At 35.8% G+C, this 18,326-nt stretch carries 18 protein-coding genes; 7 read left to right on the plus strand and 11 right to left on the minus strand.

Annotation, left to right across the window (positions count from 1 at the left end):
- Window positions 1-234: cobalt transporter (locus tag DN410_RS24485; protein WP_149178393.1), on the minus strand; the 234-nt coding region annotated here is incomplete at its 3' end.
- Window positions 235-263: 29 nt separating this feature from the next.
- Window positions 264-500 (minus strand): hypothetical protein, encoded by a 237-nt coding sequence (locus DN410_RS24490; RefSeq protein ID WP_149178450.1) that lies wholly within the window; start codon window positions 498-500, stop codon window positions 264-266.
- 183 nt (window positions 501-683) lie between these two features.
- Here DN410_RS24490 and DN410_RS24495 point away from each other — a divergent pair, with 183 nt between their 5' ends.
- From DN410_RS24495 to DN410_RS24505, 3 genes are all read left to right on the plus strand, one after another.
- Window positions 684-2,213, plus strand: coding sequence for a cardiolipin synthase (locus tag DN410_RS24495; protein WP_149178394.1), 1,530 nt, complete (start codon window positions 684-686; stop codon window positions 2,211-2,213).
- A 126-nt stretch (window positions 2,214-2,339) separates the two neighbouring features.
- A complete protein-coding gene (locus tag DN410_RS24500) occupies window positions 2,340-3,233 on the plus strand; it encodes an ATP-binding protein (RefSeq protein ID WP_149178395.1) in 894 nt (297 codons plus the stop codon).
- Window positions 3,234-3,236: 3 nt separating this feature from the next.
- On the plus strand, window positions 3,237-5,120 hold the full coding sequence (locus DN410_RS24505; protein WP_149178396.1) for a vWA domain-containing protein: 1,884 nt from the start codon (window positions 3,237-3,239) through the stop codon (window positions 5,118-5,120).
- A gap of 39 nt (window positions 5,121-5,159) precedes the next feature.
- On the opposite strand, the gene DN410_RS24510 is transcribed toward DN410_RS24505, so the two are convergent.
- The 4 genes from DN410_RS24510 to DN410_RS24525 form a co-directional block, all read right to left on the minus strand.
- A complete protein-coding gene (locus DN410_RS24510; RefSeq protein ID WP_149178397.1) occupies window positions 5,160-5,582 on the minus strand; it encodes an NUDIX hydrolase in 423 nt (140 codons plus the stop codon).
- Window positions 5,569-6,111 carry an orotate phosphoribosyltransferase gene (pyrE, locus tag DN410_RS24515; protein ID WP_149178398.1) on the minus strand — a complete coding sequence of 181 codons (543 nt, stop codon included), beginning with the start codon at window positions 6,109-6,111 and terminating at the stop codon, window positions 5,569-5,571. The genes DN410_RS24510 and pyrE overlap by 14 nt, the downstream gene beginning before the upstream one ends.
- Window positions 6,112-6,224: 113 nt before the next feature.
- Complete coding sequence (locus DN410_RS24520) at window positions 6,225-7,190, minus strand: L-threonine 3-dehydrogenase (RefSeq protein ID WP_000723139.1); 966 nt, start codon at window positions 7,188-7,190, stop codon at window positions 6,225-6,227.
- A gap of 44 nt (window positions 7,191-7,234) precedes the next feature.
- Window positions 7,235-8,425: a glycine C-acetyltransferase gene (locus DN410_RS24525; protein ID WP_000095906.1), complete on the minus strand. Its 1,191-nt coding sequence runs from the start codon at window positions 8,423-8,425 to the stop codon at window positions 7,235-7,237.
- Between the two features lie 213 nt (window positions 8,426-8,638).
- Here DN410_RS24525 and DN410_RS24530 point away from each other — a divergent pair, with 213 nt between their 5' ends.
- Window positions 8,639-9,370, plus strand: coding sequence for a class I SAM-dependent methyltransferase (locus DN410_RS24530; protein WP_149178399.1), 732 nt, complete (start codon window positions 8,639-8,641; stop codon window positions 9,368-9,370).
- Between the two features lie 30 nt (window positions 9,371-9,400).
- Here the strand turns inward: DN410_RS24530 and DN410_RS24535 are convergent, their stop codons facing one another.
- Genes DN410_RS24535 through DN410_RS24545 form a run of 3 tightly spaced genes read right to left on the minus strand, consistent with a single transcriptional unit; the run spans window position 9,401 to window position 12,294 of the window.
- Complete coding sequence (locus DN410_RS24535; RefSeq protein ID WP_098667981.1) at window positions 9,401-10,222, minus strand: ABC transporter ATP-binding protein; 822 nt, start codon at window positions 10,220-10,222, stop codon at window positions 9,401-9,403.
- A gap of 12 nt (window positions 10,223-10,234) precedes the next feature.
- Window positions 10,235-11,293: a FecCD family ABC transporter permease gene (locus DN410_RS24540; protein ID WP_149178400.1), complete on the minus strand. Its 1,059-nt coding sequence runs from the start codon at window positions 11,291-11,293 to the stop codon at window positions 10,235-10,237.
- Window positions 11,290-12,294 (minus strand): FecCD family ABC transporter permease, encoded by a 1,005-nt coding sequence (locus DN410_RS24545; protein WP_149178401.1) that lies wholly within the window; start codon window positions 12,292-12,294, stop codon window positions 11,290-11,292. Before DN410_RS24545 ends, DN410_RS24540 begins: the two co-directional genes overlap by 4 nt.
- Window positions 12,295-12,466: 172 nt before the next feature.
- Here DN410_RS24545 and DN410_RS24550 point away from each other — a divergent pair, with 172 nt between their 5' ends.
- Both DN410_RS24550 and DN410_RS24555 read left to right on the plus strand, forming a co-directional pair.
- On the plus strand, window positions 12,467-13,432 hold the full coding sequence (locus DN410_RS24550; protein WP_149178402.1) for an ABC transporter substrate-binding protein: 966 nt from the start codon (window positions 12,467-12,469) through the stop codon (window positions 13,430-13,432).
- A 380-nt stretch (window positions 13,433-13,812) separates the two neighbouring features.
- Entirely contained in the window at window positions 13,813-15,198 is a 1,386-nt protein-coding gene (locus DN410_RS24555; protein ID WP_000338332.1) for a peptide MFS transporter, read from the plus strand.
- A gap of 42 nt (window positions 15,199-15,240) precedes the next feature.
- Here DN410_RS24555 and DN410_RS24560 read toward each other — a convergent pair whose 3' ends face one another.
- Complete coding sequence (locus tag DN410_RS24560; RefSeq protein ID WP_000382689.1) at window positions 15,241-15,420, minus strand: acid-soluble spore protein H; 180 nt, start codon at window positions 15,418-15,420, stop codon at window positions 15,241-15,243.
- 152 nt (window positions 15,421-15,572) lie between these two features.
- Complete coding sequence (locus DN410_RS24565) at window positions 15,573-15,860, minus strand: ArsR/SmtB family transcription factor (protein ID WP_000081429.1); 288 nt, start codon at window positions 15,858-15,860, stop codon at window positions 15,573-15,575.
- Window positions 15,861-16,670: 810 nt separating this feature from the next.
- Here DN410_RS24565 and DN410_RS24570 point away from each other — a divergent pair.
- Window positions 16,671-18,290, plus strand: a complete 1,620-nt coding sequence (locus DN410_RS24570) for a lactate permease LctP family transporter (RefSeq protein ID WP_149178403.1) — start codon at window positions 16,671-16,673, stop codon at window positions 18,288-18,290.
- Window positions 18,291-18,326 lie beyond the last annotated feature (36 nt).

The raw sequence follows: 18,326 nt of genomic DNA on the forward strand, positions 1-18,326 counted from the left end.
CCTTTTTGACACTGTTAATCCACCAGCTGTAAGCCCGCCAAACCCGCCCCCTGCAAAACTCCCAGGGAAAAACCCGCCACCCCAAGACCCACCTCCCCAGCCCCATCCACCACCGTGATGATGATGGTGATGATCATAATGATTGTGTCCACCATGATGATTATGTCCGCCGTGATTATGGTGCCCTCCATGATGATTACGATAATACACACCGTTATGTTCTACATAGTTCATTTTCCCCTCTCCTTTTCAATTTCCTCACCTTAATAGGTTTTGTATGAATAATATGGATCTTGTTGATAACCTGTATAGTAAGAATAATCCTGGTAATACGGATAACTATATCCCCCATAACCAAAACCAGGGCTTAGTAATGCACCTGCTACAAATCCAGGAAAGAAACCTCCGCCAAAAAATGGTGAGTGTCCAAAACCACCCTGGAAGCCTCCATGCCCAAAACCACCGCCGTGACCAAATCCTCCAATTGGACGACCATACATTGTATTCATCCCCCTTTTTTATATAAAGACGTAATAAGATACTGTATGTAGGACAAATGCGGAAAGTACAGGGGAATACCTATATTTTGTAAAAAATAAAAAACACTTTATAATAAGGATGTCACATTACATCTCTTATTTAAAAAGTCTATATTCAAGAAAGATTAGAGGAAATATATAAAAATGAAGAAACCTATCGTTCAATTATTATTAGTATTTACAATTGTCTCTATCGTTCTCTTACTTTTAGATATATCGGCTATCTCGCTATATACATTTGTGGGTGCCCTATGGTCTATTACAATCGTAGGGATTTCATTTGTTATTTTTATCGAAAATAGGTCTCCCCAAAGTACATTAGCTTGGTTTTTAGTATTAGCGCTTCTACCGATTGTCGGTGTACTTTTATACTCCATTTTCGGTCGTAGCCGTTGGAGAAGAAAAAAACATCTCCATCGTTCAGAAGAACAAAGAAAATTATTCCGTGAAATATTAGAAGGAAGACGAGTAGAATTATCACTCACAGTCCCCTTACATGAGCGTTCTACACACTTAACAAAAGTCATACAAAAATTTGGAGGTGGACCTGCCGCAGACAAAACAACTACAAAACTTTTAACAAATGGAGATCAAACATTCTCAGAAATTTTGCAAGCTATCGAGCAGGCAAAACATCACATACATATCCAGTACTATATTTATAAATCTGATGAGATTGGTACAAAAGTTCGGGATGCGTTAATCAAAAAGGCAAAAGACGGTGTTATTGTACGATTCCTTTATGATGGACTCGGAAGTAATACTTTAAGAAGACGATTTTTACAACCTATGAAAGAATCTGGTATTGAAATTGTAGAATTTGACCCTATTTTTTCAGCTTGGTTACTTGAAACAGTCAATTATCGTAACCATCGTAAAATCGTCATTGTGGATGGAGAACTTGGTTTTACTGGCGGGCTCAACGTTGGTGACGAATATCTCGGCCGTTCAAAAAAATTCCCAGTTTGGCGTGATAGCCATTTAAAAATAGAAGGAAAAGCGTTATATAAATTACAAGCAATCTTCCTAGAAGACTGGCTCTATGCCTCTAGCGGGTTGAATACTTATTCTTGGGAGCAATTTATGAATAGAGAATACTTCCCGGGTAAAGAAATTTCGAATGCAGACGGTGCTGTGCAAATTGTAGCGAGCGGACCAAGCTCAGATGATAAAAGTATTCGTAATACGTTACTAGCTGTTATGGGCTCTGCCAAAAAATCTATTTGGATCGCTACACCATACTTTATTCCAGACCAAGAAACTTTAACATTATTGCGCTTAAGTGCAATTTCCGGCATAGATGTACGCATTTTATATCCAGGTAAAAGTGATAGCATCATTAGTGATCAAGCATCGCAATCCTATTTCACTCCACTTTTAAAAGCTGGTGCTTCCATCTACAGTTATAAAGATGGTTTTATGCACGCAAAAATTGTACTCGTTGATGATAAAATTGCGACAATTGGAACAGCAAATATGGATGTACGCAGCTTTGAATTAAATTATGAAATTGTTGGTGTTCTTTATGAATCAGAAACTGTTCATGATATTAAACGTGATTTTGAAGAAGACTTTAAACATTCCACTGAAATTAAATGGAACGCTTTCCAAAAAAGAAGTATCAAAAAACGAATATTAGAGTCTTTCATGCGACTCATTTCTCCTTTACTATAAGCAATCAATATACTATTGATTGCTTTTTCTTTTATATTTGGCCTTCTCCTTTTCTTTGCATACCATATTAAAACAAGTTATCATAAGATGTATTGCTTTATGAAAATAATGTTAGGTGGGAAATACATGTTAGAACAATTTCATATACATGCTGATTTAAAACAGCAGCTTTCTACAATTCATGAAAAGAATAAAAAAGAAGCTGGTGAAAATGCACATTTAATCGGTACAAAAATATATAAAGCGTCTGATAACAGCATTATCGAAGACGCTATTACAGCTCTTCTTCTTGGCAAAAACATTCTATTAAAAGGACCGACTGGTAGTGGAAAAACAGTACTAGCGGAAACTCTTTCTTCTTTATTCCAAAAACCAATGCATAGTATTAACTGTTCTGTCGACCTAGATGTAGAAGGTATTTTAGGATACAACACATTGCAAACGAAAGGTGGCGCATCTGAAGTTACCTTCGTTAACGGTCCTCTTATGAAAGCAATGCAGAACGGTCATTTCCTATATATTGATGAAATCAATATGGCAAAACCTGAAACGTTGCCACTTCTTCACGGTGCATTAGATTATCGTAAAATGATTACAAACCCGTTTACACAAGAAGTTGTATACGGTGATGATGAGTACCGTGTAATCGCAGCAATTAATGAAGGTTACGTTGGTACGAGTGAACTAAACGAAGCGTTAAAAAACCGTTTCGTTATTATTGAAGTTCCTTACATCCAAGGTGATACATTAAAAGAATTATTATTAGCAGAATCAAAATTGAAAGACACTGCAACAATTGAAAAGTTCGTTGCATTTGCAAGCGACCTTATGCCTTTAGCTCACGATGGACGTGTAAGTGAAGAAGCAGCAAGTATCCGTGGTATTATCGACGCATGTGATTTAGGTGTATATATTCCTGTTATGCGCGCTATTGAACGAAGCATTATTGCAAAATTAAATGATGAAACAGAACAAATGACTGTCCGTGAATTAGCAGAAAGTTATTTCTTTGAGGGATAATTCATGAGACAAATTTTTAGTGACAAAAAAATTGATGCGTCGCTGTTTCTACAAATGGAAAACTTAATGTATGCCCTTCTAAAGGAAGATGACGCCTATCTTGAATATGGCTATAAAGCATACTACGACGAAATTGAAAAGAAAGTTGTCATTAGTCATTTTTGGGATGATCGAAAAGAAGAAGATACAGTAATCGGATTAAAAAGCGAAGTGTTCTTAAAAGCACTTGGTAATAAACATTACTCGGACATGACTTTAATTCGTTCTTATGCGATTGAATTACAAGAATCGCCCCTAAAAAAGTTTTTAACACAATTATTTGTTCTATTAGAAGATTTACGCGTTGAGGAAATCGTAAAAAGCTTACGCCCTGGCACAAAGCATATTTTTAGACGCCGAAAAGAAATGTACCGCAATTACTTCGGCTCACAAAATGAAATAAACCGTGTTCGTAACTATCATGGTGATCGTCTATTTTGTCTCTGTTACCTTTCATTAACGAGCGACAAATATGAAATGTTTAATAATGAATATTTCGAGCAAATTGAAGCTATTCTGCATGAAACATTCCAAGCTCGTAATACGGAAGATATTATGTATATCGTTGAGAAAATTCGCTATCGCTTAGAGGAGCTTCTTGAAAGTGATATGCTTAACAACTATTTCGGGCATGCACCGCTTTATTTATCTGTCATTACAGACGAAAAAAACTGTCGCGTCGAAGATTTAGCAAATGATGATACGCAGCTCATAGATGACGATGAAAATAAAAACAAAATGGATGAAAGCTTCTCAACATGGCACCGTGAAAATAAAAACAATGAAAACGAGAACTTCTTACGCTTTGAATTAGAAAGCGGAACAAAGACAAATATGATGGGTGATACTGCTCGTGAATCGGAAGATGGCGATCAGGCACTAGGTTCCGTACAAGGTACTTCTCAAAAAAGTACACAATCTAACTTTGATGGTGCTGACACAGAAGAAGCACGAGCTTCACACGCTTCTAGCCAAAACGACGGTGCATACGGTAAGTATAACACTGGCGCTTCTCATACATTTAAAGAAGCACGTAAACCAAATCCTGACGAGAAAAAAGATTACCAAGCTATCAAATCAGTCGTTAATAAAGATGTAAAAGAATTAAAGAAAATTATCGAAAAAACGATTGAAAATAAAACAAACGCAAACAGTGATAAATATTACGGAAGACTTCGTAATAAATTCCTTCGTATTTATACTGAAAAGCAGCCTCGCATGTTTTATAAAAAAGGGCAAGAATCACAAGAGCTCGACGTTGCATTCCAACTACTAGTGGACTGCTCTGGTTCTATGTATAACAAAATGGAAGAAACGAAAAAGAGTGTGGTCCTATTCCATGAAGCGTTGAAATCTTTAAAAATCCCGCACGCTATTAGCGGATTTTGGGAAGATGCTTCTAGTGCTAAACCTGAAGATAAGCCGAACGTTATCCATGAAGTTGTAACGTATAAAAACTCAACGTTACCAAACGTTGGTCCCGAAATTATGCAGCTTCGTGAAGAAGAAGATAATCGCGATGGATATATTATTCGTATCGTTTCTGAAAAGCTTGCAAAAAGACCAGAAAAGCATAAATTCTTACTTGTCTTCACAGACGGTGAGCCTTCTGCACTAGACTACCAACAAGACGGTATTTTAGATACGCATGAAGCTGTCAAACTTGCTCGTAAAAGTGGTATGGAAGTAATCGGGATCTTCATCGAAGAAGGCGAAGCGAAAGAAGCAACTTATCAATTAATGAAGAACATTTATAACCATCACTTCTTAGTTGCAAATCACGCTGAAGATTTACGATTGAAGATTAAACCGCTATTGAAAAAGTTATTACTGAAGACGATTGAATAGAAAAACAGGAGCGTTGTCGCTCCTGTTTTTTTCTTTCAATCACTTTGTTTCTGGTTGAAACTTGTATGGAATGGCTATTTCTAATAATGATTCAAATCCCCCGTCATAGTATGGGAATCGCTCATTTGCGATTGTTCGATCCACCCACTCTATTGCAGAAATTTCCTCTTCATCTTCTGCCATAAGTTCACCTTTTACTACATTTGCTCGGAATGTAAAAAATAGCGCATGATTCCCTGACTCTTCAAAGAATTTTTCATTGATCGCAACAAGTCCACCTTCCACAGCAGTTAAACCTGTCTCTTCTTTTACTTCCCTTACTAGAGCTTCCTCTAACGTTTCAGCCTTTTCAACAGCCCCGCCTGGCAATGACCAAACGTTTTGTTCTACATTATGTACCATTAATACTTTATCCGTTTCTTCATCATGTATGAGTGCATATACGACGTCAACTCTCTGCATGTTGCTTTTTTCCTTCAATTAACTCATCCATTGTAAATAAAGAATGTAGTTGTAAGCCATCTTCTAATAAATTTTCTCTTCCCTCTTTTGTTCGTTCAATTACACCTAGAACATGATGTACTTTCGCACCTAGTTCTCTTAAATCTTTCGTGCTTAATAATATTTGACCACCTGTCGTAATAACATCTTCAACAATACAAACATTTTTCCCAGTAATATCAACGCCTTCTGCTAACTTGCATGTACCGTACTTCTTCGCTTCTTTTCTTACAAATACAACTGGTATACCTGTTTGTAAAGATAATGCTGTTGCTACTGGAATTCCTCCCATCTCTAAACCTGCGAGCACTTCTGTCTCAGGAGGAATGAGCTCTTTCAATTGTTTAGCAATTTCTACTAGCAGTACTGGATTAGATTCAAATAAGTACTTATCAAAGTATTGATTTGATACTTGTCCTGATCGAAGCTTAAATGTTCCCGTTAAACGTGACGTATTGTAAATTTCCTTTGCTAACTCCCATTTCTCCATTCCCTGTCTCCCCTTTACACACAAATTAACTCATTCTATCACATTTGTAATTATTTGTATATTCCTAAAATACAAATAAAAAAGGGTCGATTCCTAAGAATCGGCCCTTCCTATTAATTCATCACTAACTCAGCTGTGAGCTTTTTTTTTAACTTAGCCAACATGTCCGTTGTCATTTTGTCTAAATCGTATTCTGCTTTAAAGCCCCACTCTTTCATTGCTGCTGTTGCATCAATAGAGTTTGGCCAGCTATCAGCGATTGTTTGACGAGCAGGATCTACAGCATAATCCATTGTAAACGTTGGAATGTGTTTACGAATTGATGCTGCGATTTGCTCTGGCTCAAAGCTCATTGCTGTAATATTAAATGCATTTCTATGCACTAGCTTACTTGGATCAGCTTCCATTAATGAAATGATCGCTTGTAAAGCATCTGGCATGTACATCATATCCATGTATGTTCCTTCTGCAATGTATGAGGTGTATGTGCCTTTTTTAATCGCCTCATAATAAATTTCAACTGCATAGTCAGTTGTTCCGCCTCCTGGAGGAGCTACGTAAGAAATTAAGCCTGGGAAACGTACACCGCGCGTATCAACGCCAAACTTTTGATGATAATAATCACATAGTAATTCTCCTGCTACTTTGTTTACCCCATACATCGTAGTAGGACGTTGAATTGTATCTTGTGGCGTATTATCTTTCGGCGTTGATGGACCAAATGCACCGATAGAACTCGGCGTGAAAAACTTACAGTTTAATTCACGAGCTGCTTCTAATGCATTTACAAGTCCGCCCATATTTAAATTCCATGCAAATAGCGGATTTTTTTCCGCCGTTGCTGAAAGTAAAGCTGCTAAATGAATAATTGTATCTACTTCATTACGCTTTGCGATATCATGTAGTTTTTGTCCATCTGTTACATCTAACGTTTCAAATGGACCAGACGTTACTACTTCACTATCTGTTTCACGAATATCTGTTGCAATAACATTTGATGCGCCGTATACATCACGAAGTTTCATTACTAGTTCAGAACCAATTTGCCCTAAAGAACCGGTTACTAGAATTTTTTTCATTTTCCCCACTCCTCATTTGCAAGCTATTCAAAAGATGTCTTTACTTAAATGATGCCCATTTCTTTCCCTACTTTTTCATACTTACGAATTGCTTCATCTAACATTTCTTTCGTATGAGCTGCTGTAGGCATATTACGAACGCGTCCTGTACCTTTAGCTACAGTTGGGAACACGATAGATTTTGCGTATACGCCCTCTTCATTTAGACGTTTACTAAATTCTTGTGTTAATACTTCGTCACCAATAATACAAGGTGTAATTGGCGTTTCACTTTCTCCGATGTTAAAGCCAAGTTCTTTTAATCCTTGTTTTAAATAGCGACCATTTTCCCATAAACGATCGTGCAACTCTGTGCTTTCCATTAAGATCTCAATTGATCTCATGCAAGCTGCTGCATCAGCTGGTGTTAATGCTGTAGAGAATAAGAATGGACGTGAACGAACTTTTAACCAGTCAATTAAGTTTTGTTTCCCTGCTACATATCCACCAATTACCCCAATTGCTTTTGATAATGTACCAATTTGGAAATCAACTTTGTCAGACAGACCGAAATGTTTTACAGTTCCTGCACCTTTTCCAAGTACACCCGAACCATGTGCATCATCTACATATGTCATTAAATCTAATTCTTCTGCAATCTCAACAATCTCTGGTAGTTTTGCAACATCCCCATCCATTGAGAAAACACCGTCTGTAATTACCATTAATTTATTGTAAAGCCCTGATTCTTTCGCCGCGATTGCTTTTTGGCGTAAATCTTCCATATCAGAATGTTTATAAACAATAATTTTTGCTTTTGATAGACGACTACCATCAATAATAGAAGCATGGTTTAACTCGTCTGAAAGAATCGCATCATTTTTATCCATAACGGCTGAAATCGCTGCCATATTACAGTTAAATCCTGATTGGTAAGCGATCGCTGCTTCTGTATGTTTAAACTTTGCAATTGTTTCTTCTAATTTAATATGCAAATCTAAAGTACCGTTAATTGTACGAACAGCTCCTGCTCCAACACCGTACTTATGAATGGCACCAATTGCCGCTTCTTGCAAACGGCTATCTGTTGCTAATCCAAGATAGTTGTTTGAAGATAAGTTAATATATTCTTTTCCGCCAATTGTAATGATCGGTCCATTTGAACTCTCAAGCGGATCAATTACGTTATAAAGCCCCTTTGATTTTAAATCCTCTAAATTTTCTTCTAAAAATTTCGCAAGTGTTTTACTAGACATCGTGAAGCCTCCCATCGTTCATGTAAGCGAATTATTGTCTTAATAGTTCTAATAATCCCTCTACTAGCTTAACACGTTTTCAGAATTTATTATAGAAAAATAGTTTAAAGTAACCGCTTACAACTTTAAATTATAAATGATTCATTACAAGAAATCTATCTTTTACTTTTCATATTTGATAGAATAAAAAAAATATTTAGGAGGGCTTCAAACATGGCATTTATAGAATCTGATGTATATAATAACGAAGCATTTTTTGAACAATATATGAAACGAAGATACCGAGAAAATAGCCCAAATGAATCGATTGAAAAGCCAGCATTCTTTCAACTCATTGGTGACGTAAAAGGAACACAAATTCTCGATTTAGGTTGTGGTGACGCCAAGTTCGGCGAAGAATTATTAGAAAATGGCTGCCGCTCATACACTGGTATTGAAGGCTCACAGCTTATGTATGAAAAGGCTGTAAAACAACTAGAAAACAAAAATGGTGCCGTTCATTTTTTAAACCTCAAAGACTACACATACCCTCCTTCTACTTTTGATTTAGTAACATCTAGACTCGCTTTACATTATATTGAACATCTTGATATCATTTTTCAAAATGCGTACAAAACTTTAAAAACAAATGGAACCTTTACCTTTAGCGTTCAGCATCCTGTTATCACCTCTTCATTTGAAAGCTTGCAAACGAGCGGAAAAAGAACGAGCTGGCTCGTCGATAATTATTTTAAAACGGGAAAACGCGTTGAACCTTGGATTGATCAAGAAGTTATTAAATATCATCGTACAACAGAAGAATATTTCACACTATTACAACAAGCTGGATTCACGATTACAAACTTAAAAGAAGCTACACCAGATCAAACCTATTTTCAAAGCGCGGAAGAATATGAACGTCGTTTGCGTATTCCCCTCTTTCTCTTATTCTCGTGCCAAAAATAAAAAAGACGATGACCCTCATCGTCTTTTTCTTTATCTCATTGCCTGAGCAACCTCTTTACGTACACGTCTTCCTTTTCCATGCGGGATACAAAGTGGTGTCCCAAATAATGGATCCGTACTGATTTGACACTCCATTCGGAATACATCACGTACTAGCTTCTCGTCTACCACTTCTTCCGGCTTACCTTGTGCATATATTTGTTTATCTTGAATGGCTACAATATTATCTGCATAGCGACATGCTAAATTTAAATCGTGTAATACCATAACAATTGTTCGTTGTTCTGTTTCATTTAATTCGAATAATAAATCTAACACTTCAATTTGGTGAGTCATATCTAAATATGTAGTCGGCTCATCCAGTAAAATAATATCTGTATCTTGTGCAAGTGTCATTGCAATCCAAGCACGTTGACGTTGCCCACCTGAAAGAGCATGCACATCACGCTCAGCAAATTCTGTCATACCTGTTGCTGCAAGTGCCTTCTGTACCATTTCTTCGTCTTTTTCTGACCATTGCTTCAGCCATGTTTGATATGGATAACGCCCTTGTTTTACAAGTTGCAATACTGTAAGACCTTCTGGTGCTTGCGGTCCTTGCGGTAAAATTGCCATTTGACGAGCGATTTGCTTCGTTTGCATACTTTGAATTGCTTGATTATCTAACAAAATGTCACCAGTTGTCGGCTTTAATAATCTAGCTAGTGAACGTAATAAAGTTGATTTTCCGCAACCATTAGAACCAATAAAGATTGTAATTTCACCTTTTGGAATTTCTAAATTCAACTCATCAATAATAATTGTTTCATCATAAGAAAGCGTCAAACGTTTCGTCTCCAATGCTTTTTGCATATTCATCTCCCTTTATGAATTCCGACTTTTATAAAGTAAATAAATAAAATAAGGTGCACCAATTGCTGATGTAAATACCCCTGCTGGAATTTCAAGGGGTGTGAAAACTGTGCGCCCAATTAAATCTGCAGCAAGTACTAAAATTGCACCAACGATAGCCGCGACTGGGAGTAATGCACCGTATAAAGAACCAACTAGTCTTCGTGAAATATGAGGTGCCATTAAACCGACAAATCCAATTCCTCCGGCAAAGGCAACTGCTCCACCAATTAAAGCTGTACTAAGTAATAACATGAATACGCGTGACTTCGTTAAAGGAACACCAAGTCCTACCGCAATATCATCCCCTAGCTCTTGCGCATTTAAATGTCTAGCAGCTATAAATGATATTACCGTTAAAATAAGAACCCACGGCGCAAGTACCATAACGTTTTGCCATGAAGACCCGTAAACAGTCCCTGTAATCCATACATTCGCTTGACTCGCTTGATAAATTGGCGCTAACAACATAAATAAAGTCGTTGCTGCTTTCGTTAATGCCCAAAAACCAACACCAATTAAAACAAGACTAATCGGTGATAACCCATCATTTCTCCATGCAAATAAATATACAAAAAGCGCTACAATCGTTGCCCCAACAAAGGCTGCTAACGGCATATAATGAATGCTTACAGTTAGCGCATTATTTTTATCACTAAATATAGCTAAAAATAATACAACTGCAACACTTGCACCACCTGTAATCCCGATGATATCAGGAGAAGCTAGTGGATTTCGAACGAGGCCTTGTAAAATACATCCTGCTACAGCAAGTGCGATTCCTACAAGGATGGCAATTAAAATACGCGGCATACGAAATTTATTTACAACCATATTTGACATCGCATCGCCATTTCCAGTAATCGCTTGCCATACATCATAAGGAGCAATTTTCATATCCCCCATGCCTGCACTCGCAAAAAATAATCCTATTAAAACAACTAGTAAACTCACTAAGACGATACAAGCTCGTTTATACATTAAAAACGAAAATCCGTCTTTTCCTATACGAAACGGGATATACTTCTTCATTTGCTAAGCCCTCTCTTACGTGCAATATAAATAAAGAATGGTGCCCCGATAAATGCTGTCATAACCCCTACTGGTACTTCTTGTGGCATGATGACGTACCTTGCTGCTATATCAGCCAAGATTAATAGTATTGCACCTAACAAACCACTATATGGTACTCTCCATCTGTGATCGACCCCAACAAGAAATCTAGCAAAATGTGGGATGACAATACCAATAAATCCAATCGGACCAGCGACCGCAACTGAACCACCAGATAACAGGACAATAATAAGTAGTACAAATGATTTCATTAAAATCGTTCTTTGTCCAAGTCCTTTTGCAACGTCTTCCCCCATCATTAATGTATTTATTTTCCCTGCCATCATAAGAGATGCGATCCAACCTATTAATAAATATGGGAATACAGATTGTAAAATTTCTAACTTTCTTCCTTGCACAGATCCGGCAAGCCAAAATAATACTTCTTCAAGCGCCTTTTCATTTAAAACAAGTAATCCTTGTGTTAATGATGAAAATAACGCACTAATTGCGACCCCTGCTAATGTTAACTTAAGAGGTGTTGTCCCTTCTTTTCCTAAAGAACTAGAAGCAAATACAAGTACAGCTGCAACCGCTGCTCCTAAAAAGGCAATCCACGTGAAAGCTGATAATGACGTTACGGAAAAAAGTACAATTGCCACAACGATGAAAAACGCAGCGCCTGAATTTAATCCAATAAAATCTGGAGAAGCAAGCGGATTCTTAGTTAAAGTTTGCATAAGACAACCTGCAATGGCTAAACTAGCACCAACACTCGCTGCAATTAACGCCCTTGGTAGACGCACATTTTGAATAATAATATGTTCATTGGAACCATTAAAATGGAAAAAAGCATCTAACGCTAATTTCCAACTCGTATTTGTATATCCGAAAATAATACTTCCCCAAATACAAGTAATGACTGCAATGATCCCAACAAATAATCCAATCCATTTTGCTCGATTTGTTTTTAATAACATGCAGCGTTTCCCCTTCAATGTATAATGATACGTTGTAAGTGTATTTCAACTTAATTCTCATTGTCAACGGAAATGAGAATTATTTTCAACCTTATGTATTGACAATCAAAAGATAAAGGATTAATATCATGCTTGCTATTGAAAAAACTTCTCAGTATGTAGGGGGTACATAATGAAATTCATGCAAAAGAAATCGTTTACAGCATTTGTATTTTTACTAGCTTTTTCATTACTTTTAAGTGCTTGTGGAAAATCAAATACGAAAGATGAAACAAAAGAAGATACAAAAAAAGAAATGATTACGGTTGAACATGCAATGGGTAAAACAGAAGTTCCTGCTAATCCAAAACGTGTAGTCATTTTAACAAATGAAGGTACTGAAGCTTTACTTGAATTAGGTGTGAAACCAGTTGGAGCTGTAAAATCTTGGACTGGTGACCCATGGTATCCACATATTAAAGATAAAATGAAAGATGTAAAAGTTGTTGGTGATGAAGGACAAGTGAACGTGGAAACAATCGCTTCTTTAAAACCGGACTTAATTATCGGTAACAAAATGCGTCACGAAAAAGTGTACGAGCAACTAAAAGCAATTGCACCTACTGTGTTCTCTGAAACGCTACGTGGTGAATGGAAAGATAACTTCAAATTTTATGCAAAAGCATTAAATAAAGAAAAAGAGGGGCAAAAGGTTTTAGCTGATTACGACAAACGTATGAAAGATTTAAAAGCCAAACTAGGCGATAAAGTAAATCAAGAAATCTCTATGGTTCGCTTCATGCCTGGTGATGTTCGTATTTATCACGGTGATACATTCTCTGGTGTTATTTTAAAAGAACTTGGATTTAAACGTCCTGGTGATCAAAATAAAGATGACTTTGCAGAGCGTAACGTATCTAAAGAACGTATTTCTGCAATGGATGGCGATGTATTATTCTACTTCACATTCGATAAAGGCAATGAGAAAAAAGGATCTGAACTAGAAAAAGAATATATCAATGATCCTCTATTTAAAAACTTAAATGCAGTGAAAAATGGTAAAGCATACAAAGTTGACGATGTTATTTGGAATACAGCTGGTGGTGTAATGGCTGCTAACCTACTATTAGATGATATCGAAAAACGATTTGTTAAATAATATGTTTCTAACCAGCTCCCCTTCTATGGAGCTGGTTATTTTCAATTTCACGTAAATGTCATATTATTTCGTTTTGTATTTTTATTCCCAATATGTTATATTAAAAAAGTAAATAAAATATATTTTCTCTATATCGGAATAAATATTTTAATCTAAATTTTCTGATTAATCACTATTTTATTTTCTTTTAGAATTCAATTATTACATTTGAAAACGCTTATTATATAGTTTTCAGGGAAAAATACAGTAACGGTTGAAGAAAAATAGATTTTTTTAGAAATTTTCTTTCTATTTCCATATAATTCTATTGACTTCTAAATATTTTGTGAATTAAAATAATTACATAAATATCCGTTATACAGGATTAGGGGGAAACAAAAATGGATGCAGCTTTAAAATTAGAAAAAGCTGGAGAACAACAATCACCAAAAAAACATCCACCAGGATTATATTTGTTGTTCTTAACAGAAATGTGGGAAAGATTTAGTTATTATGGAATGCGTGGCCTTTTAGTTCTTTATTTAACAACAGCTGCCGTTAGTGGCGGATTAGGATTTGATAAGGCATTCGCAGTGCAATTATATGGTACTTTTACAGCGGCAGTATATTTCATGCCAATTATAGGCGGATGGCTAACTGATCATTATATTACGAGACGTCATGCCATTACTCTCGGCGGAATTATTATGGCGATTGGTAACTTTGTACTATTCTCCATGAATACAAAAACAGGACTATTCCTTGGATTAGTACTATTAGTTATTGGTAATGGATTCTTCAAACCAAATATTTCTACACTGTTAGGTGAATTGTATAACGAAAATGATTCACGTCGTGACAGTGCATTTACTATCTTCTATATGGGTATTAACGTAGGTGCTTTCTTCGCTCCACTTATTTGTGGATTTTTAGCAGAAGATTTCTTTAAAACAAGCGTTGATGGCGTTATGGTTATGGGATATAAATACGGATTCTTAGCAGCTTGTATCGGTATGATTATTGGACAAATTGTTTTCAACTTATTAGCTCCTCGCTACCTTGGTACAGCAGGAACAACAGTTGTTGGTAAAAAAACAAAAAATCAACCTGCAATCGAAAAGAAACCTTTAACAAAACAAGAAAAAAATCGCACTTGGGCAATTGTAATTTTAACTTGTTTCGTAGTATTCTTCTGGGCAGGCTTTGAACAAGCTGGTAGTTCTTTAACACTTTATACAGATAAATTTGTTGATCGTACAATTTTTGGATGGGAAGTTCCAACATCTTGGTTCCAATCCGTTAATCCAGCGTTCATCGTACTACTTGCACCATTCGTATCTATGCTATGGTTAAAACTTTCTAAATCAAAGCGTGGCGATTTAAAAATACCAACAAAAATGGCATTTGGTATGATTTTACTAGGTATAGGTTACCTTGTTTTAACATTAGCGGTTCTAAAAACTGGAAGTAGTGAAGCTGATATAACTGTTAAAGCAAACTTATTATTCATCGTTATCACTTATATGTTCCATACAATTGGCGAACTATTCTTATCACCAATCGGTCTATCAATGGTAAGTGCAATTGCACCTGTTAAATTAGCATCATTACTAATGGGTGTATGGTTAGCTGGTTCAGGTATGGCTAACTGGTTAGCTGGTAAACTTGCTTCCTTTACACAATCATTAGGCTATCTTGAAGTATTTGCAAGTATTGGTATTATCGTTATCGTCCTAGGATTTGTACTTCTTCTCTGCTCTAAAAAAGTTGCAAGTATGATGGAATAACAAATAAAAAAGACGCTTCTAAAATTAGAAGCGTCTTTTCTATTACCTCTCTTCTAAAGCCGTCACGTCCACGTGAACGCTTTCTCCTGGATTAGATACATCATACACTTGAGCAATACCTCTCTGCTCATCACAACTCTCAATCCATACTGGTACACCCTCATATGTAACATCAACTCTACTTGAAGAAGATAAAATTTGTTGTACACGTTTTACGTCCATCCTGTTATTCCTCCTTTTGCTTACTACACTCCTTTCTATCTTTTCTTTTCCCTTTAGAATATATTCGATAAAGCAGTATGTTGATGAATAGTCTTTTCTTCCAAATAAAAAAGACGTATATTTCACACGTCTCTTTCCATAATATTCAAATTTTAAGAAAATAATGTTTTCACTACTTCACTTACTTTATCATTATGAATTTGATAATACACTTCTAATCCTCGTCTTTCAAAGCGTACTACTTTATTTTGCTTTAATTTCGTTAAATGTTGTGAAACCGTTGATTGTGGGATTTCTAATACTTCCTGTAATTGCGTTACATTACAAGTTCCACGTTGCATTAATTCCATTACTAGGCGTAGACGCAATGGATGTGCTAACGCTCTTAACATTTGTACATCTTCTTCTGAAATACGACATTCAAATTGATTTTGGCTCATAAAGTTCCCCTCGTTTTCGTTTTTATTTTCTTTTTATTTATTTATATATCTGTTCTTATATTTCCTGTTACGACATAACTTTATCAACCTAGAACGCTGAAAATTTTTTCCACTTTCATCAACAAAGAGTTCAGGAAAAATCCCTGCTGATTTTGAATATTATACTATATGATATAACGAAAAAGCAAAACAAAGGGTTATGAATACATTGCTTACAAATGTTGTTTTATCAGGCTTTTTGTTATATTTTCACCTCATTGAAACGTATAGTAACGATATTGTAAAATACCGTCTATAATTGATAACCTATCGTAACGTATTTGGGTTATATTTAACCTCCTTGTTACGCTAAAAGGAATTTTCAGTAAAAAGAGCTGCCGTAACATTAAATATTAACTTATTACTTTTTAATTAATATTCACTAGCTTGAACTATGATGGAATACTTCCTATTAAGTACATGTACTGTCCCACTCCTGATTTGATCAAATGGGATAAGCGGTACATTCTGCAGCTCTATATTCGATACAAAGATGGTCTCTACTATAGAGCTATAGGATCTATAATATATAAACAACTACACGAAAGGAATATGCAAATCATTTATCCCGCCCACTCAAATAGATTTGAGTGGGCTTTTTGTCTACTTTATGAACAAAGTATTTCTTTTAACACTATTATGGAATAATTATACTTTTTTACGTTGACAATAGTGTTGAAGGAGAATATACTAAGCATGTAAGTTGATTGTGAATAGTTTCACAAATAATGTGAATTTCTTCACATAAAATAGATAGGAGTTGTCATTATTATGAGTACTTGGACACAAATTTATGACCCATTAAACAACATTTGGTTATCTGCTCTAATCGCAGCACTTCCAATTTTTTGCTTCATTATTTGTTTAGTGGGATTCAAAATGAAGGGTTACATGGCTGGTCTTTACAGTGTAATTGTTGCTATTATTCTTGCTATATTTGTTTATAAAATGCCTACAACTGCAGCAGTAGCATCTGCCGGATTTGGTGTTTTATCTGGATTTTATCCAATTTGTACTATCGTTATCGCAGCTATCTTCCTTTACAAATTAACTGTTAAAACAGAACAATTCAATGTCATTCGTGATAGTATTTCAAGTATTACAAATGATCAACGTTTACAAGTATTATTAATCGCTTATTCTTTCGGCGCTTTCTTAGAAGGCGCAGCTGGTTTCGGTGTTCCGGTTGCTATTACAGCTGCATTACTTGTAGGTATGGGCTTTAATCCATTAAAAGCAGCGGGTATTTGCTTAGTAGCTAATATCGCTGGTGGTGCTATGGGGGCTATGGGTATTCCAGTTACAGTACCTGCACAATTAACTGGAATAGATGCATTAACTGTCGGTCGTCAAGCAGTTTACATTTTGCCATTCATTAGCATTGTTTTACCGTTCTTACTTGTTTCAATGGTAGATGGATTTAAAGGCATTAAAGAAACTTGGCAAGGTATTCTTGTAAGTGGTGTTTCTTTCGCAATTACTCAGTTCCTTGTAACTTACTTCTTAGGCGCTGAACTTACTAATATTTTCGCAGCAGTCGTAAGTATGGTCGCTCTTGCATTATTCTTACGTGTTTGGCAACCAAAATCTTCTGCTAAAGAAGAAAAACAAGAAGAAAAAGAATCTCATACATTCAATCAAATTTTATATGCTTGGTCACCATTCGTATTCTTAACTGCATTTGTAACAATCTTTAATTTAAAACCAATTAAAGCTTTATTTGCTCCGGATGGTCCATTAGCAAACTTAGTATTTAACATTCAATTCCCTGGTCTTCATAATCAAGTTATAAAAACTGCACCAATCACAAAAGCTGATACACCTTTCGCAGCGATTTTCAAACTAGATGTATTCTCTTCTACAACTACTGCGATTGTATTAGCAATTATCGTTTCACTTATCGTCTACCGTGTAAACGGCAAAATGATTAAAGAATTAATGATTGAAACAATAAAAGAATTAAAGGTTCCAGTATATACAATTTGTAGCGTTATCGCTTTAGCTTACGTAGAGAACTACTCTGGTATGTCATCTACACTTGGACTTGCATTCTCTTCTACTGGAAATGCATTCCCTATTCTTTCTCCAATCTTAGGATGGATTGGCGTATTCATTACTGGTTCAGTAGTATCTAGTGGTTCACTATTCGCACCACTTCAAGCAGTAACTGCCGATCAATTAAACATCGTACCATCTACTCTCGTTTCATTAAACGTAGTTGGTGGCACAATAGCAAAAATGGTTTCACCACAATCTGTAGCAGTTGCTTGTGCGGCAGTTGGACTAGTTGGTAAAGAATCGGCTCTATTTAAAACAGTGATGAAATATAGTTTAATCTTCTTAGCTATTATTAGCTTACTCCAATTAAATGCTGTATTTAATATCTTTTAAAAATAAAACACCGATCCAAATGGATCGGTGTTTTTT

It is taken from the genome of Bacillus sp. SH5-2 (assembly GCF_008368905.1).
Classification (GTDB): Bacteria; Bacillota; Bacilli; order Bacillales; family Bacillaceae_G; genus Bacillus_A; species Bacillus_A luti.

Coding starts and splice junctions, on each gene's coding strand:
- DN410_RS24525 (WP_000095906.1), bottom strand. CDS start 8,425: ATGTCTAGTAAAACACTTGCGAAATTTTTAGAAGAAAATTTAGAGGAT.
- DN410_RS24490 (WP_149178450.1), bottom strand. CDS start 500: ATGTATGGTCGTCCAATTGGAGGATTTGGTCACGGCGGTGGTTTTGGG.
- DN410_RS24545 (WP_149178401.1), bottom strand. CDS start 12,294: ATGTTATTAAAAACAAATCGAGCAAAATGGATTGGATTATTTGTTGGG.
- DN410_RS24570 (WP_149178403.1), top strand. CDS start 16,671: ATGAGTACTTGGACACAAATTTATGACCCATTAAACAACATTTGGTTA.
- DN410_RS24520 (WP_000723139.1), bottom strand. CDS start 7,190: ATGAAAAAAATTCTAGTAACCGGTTCTTTAGGGCAAATTGGTTCTGAA.
- DN410_RS24505 (WP_149178396.1), top strand. CDS start 3,237: ATGAGACAAATTTTTAGTGACAAAAAAATTGATGCGTCGCTGTTTCTA.
- DN410_RS24550 (WP_149178402.1), top strand. CDS start 12,467: ATGAAATTCATGCAAAAGAAATCGTTTACAGCATTTGTATTTTTACTA.
- DN410_RS24510 (WP_149178397.1), bottom strand. CDS start 5,582: ATGCAGAGAGTTGACGTCGTATATGCACTCATACATGATGAAGAAACG.
- DN410_RS24540 (WP_149178400.1), bottom strand. CDS start 11,293: ATGAAGAAGTATATCCCGTTTCGTATAGGAAAAGACGGATTTTCGTTT.
- DN410_RS24500 (WP_149178395.1), top strand. CDS start 2,340: ATGTTAGAACAATTTCATATACATGCTGATTTAAAACAGCAGCTTTCT.
- DN410_RS24535 (WP_098667981.1), bottom strand. CDS start 10,222: ATGCAAAAAGCATTGGAGACGAAACGTTTGACGCTTTCTTATGATGAA.
- DN410_RS24560 (WP_000382689.1), bottom strand. CDS start 15,420: ATGGACGTAAAACGTGTACAACAAATTTTATCTTCTTCAAGTAGAGTT.
- DN410_RS24495 (WP_149178394.1), top strand. CDS start 684: ATGAAGAAACCTATCGTTCAATTATTATTAGTATTTACAATTGTCTCT.
- DN410_RS24530 (WP_149178399.1), top strand. CDS start 8,639: ATGGCATTTATAGAATCTGATGTATATAATAACGAAGCATTTTTTGAA.
- DN410_RS24565 (WP_000081429.1), bottom strand. CDS start 15,860: ATGAGCCAAAATCAATTTGAATGTCGTATTTCAGAAGAAGATGTACAA.
- DN410_RS24555 (WP_000338332.1), top strand. CDS start 13,813: ATGGATGCAGCTTTAAAATTAGAAAAAGCTGGAGAACAACAATCACCA.
- pyrE (WP_149178398.1), bottom strand. CDS start 6,111: ATGGAGAAATGGGAGTTAGCAAAGGAAATTTACAATACGTCACGTTTA.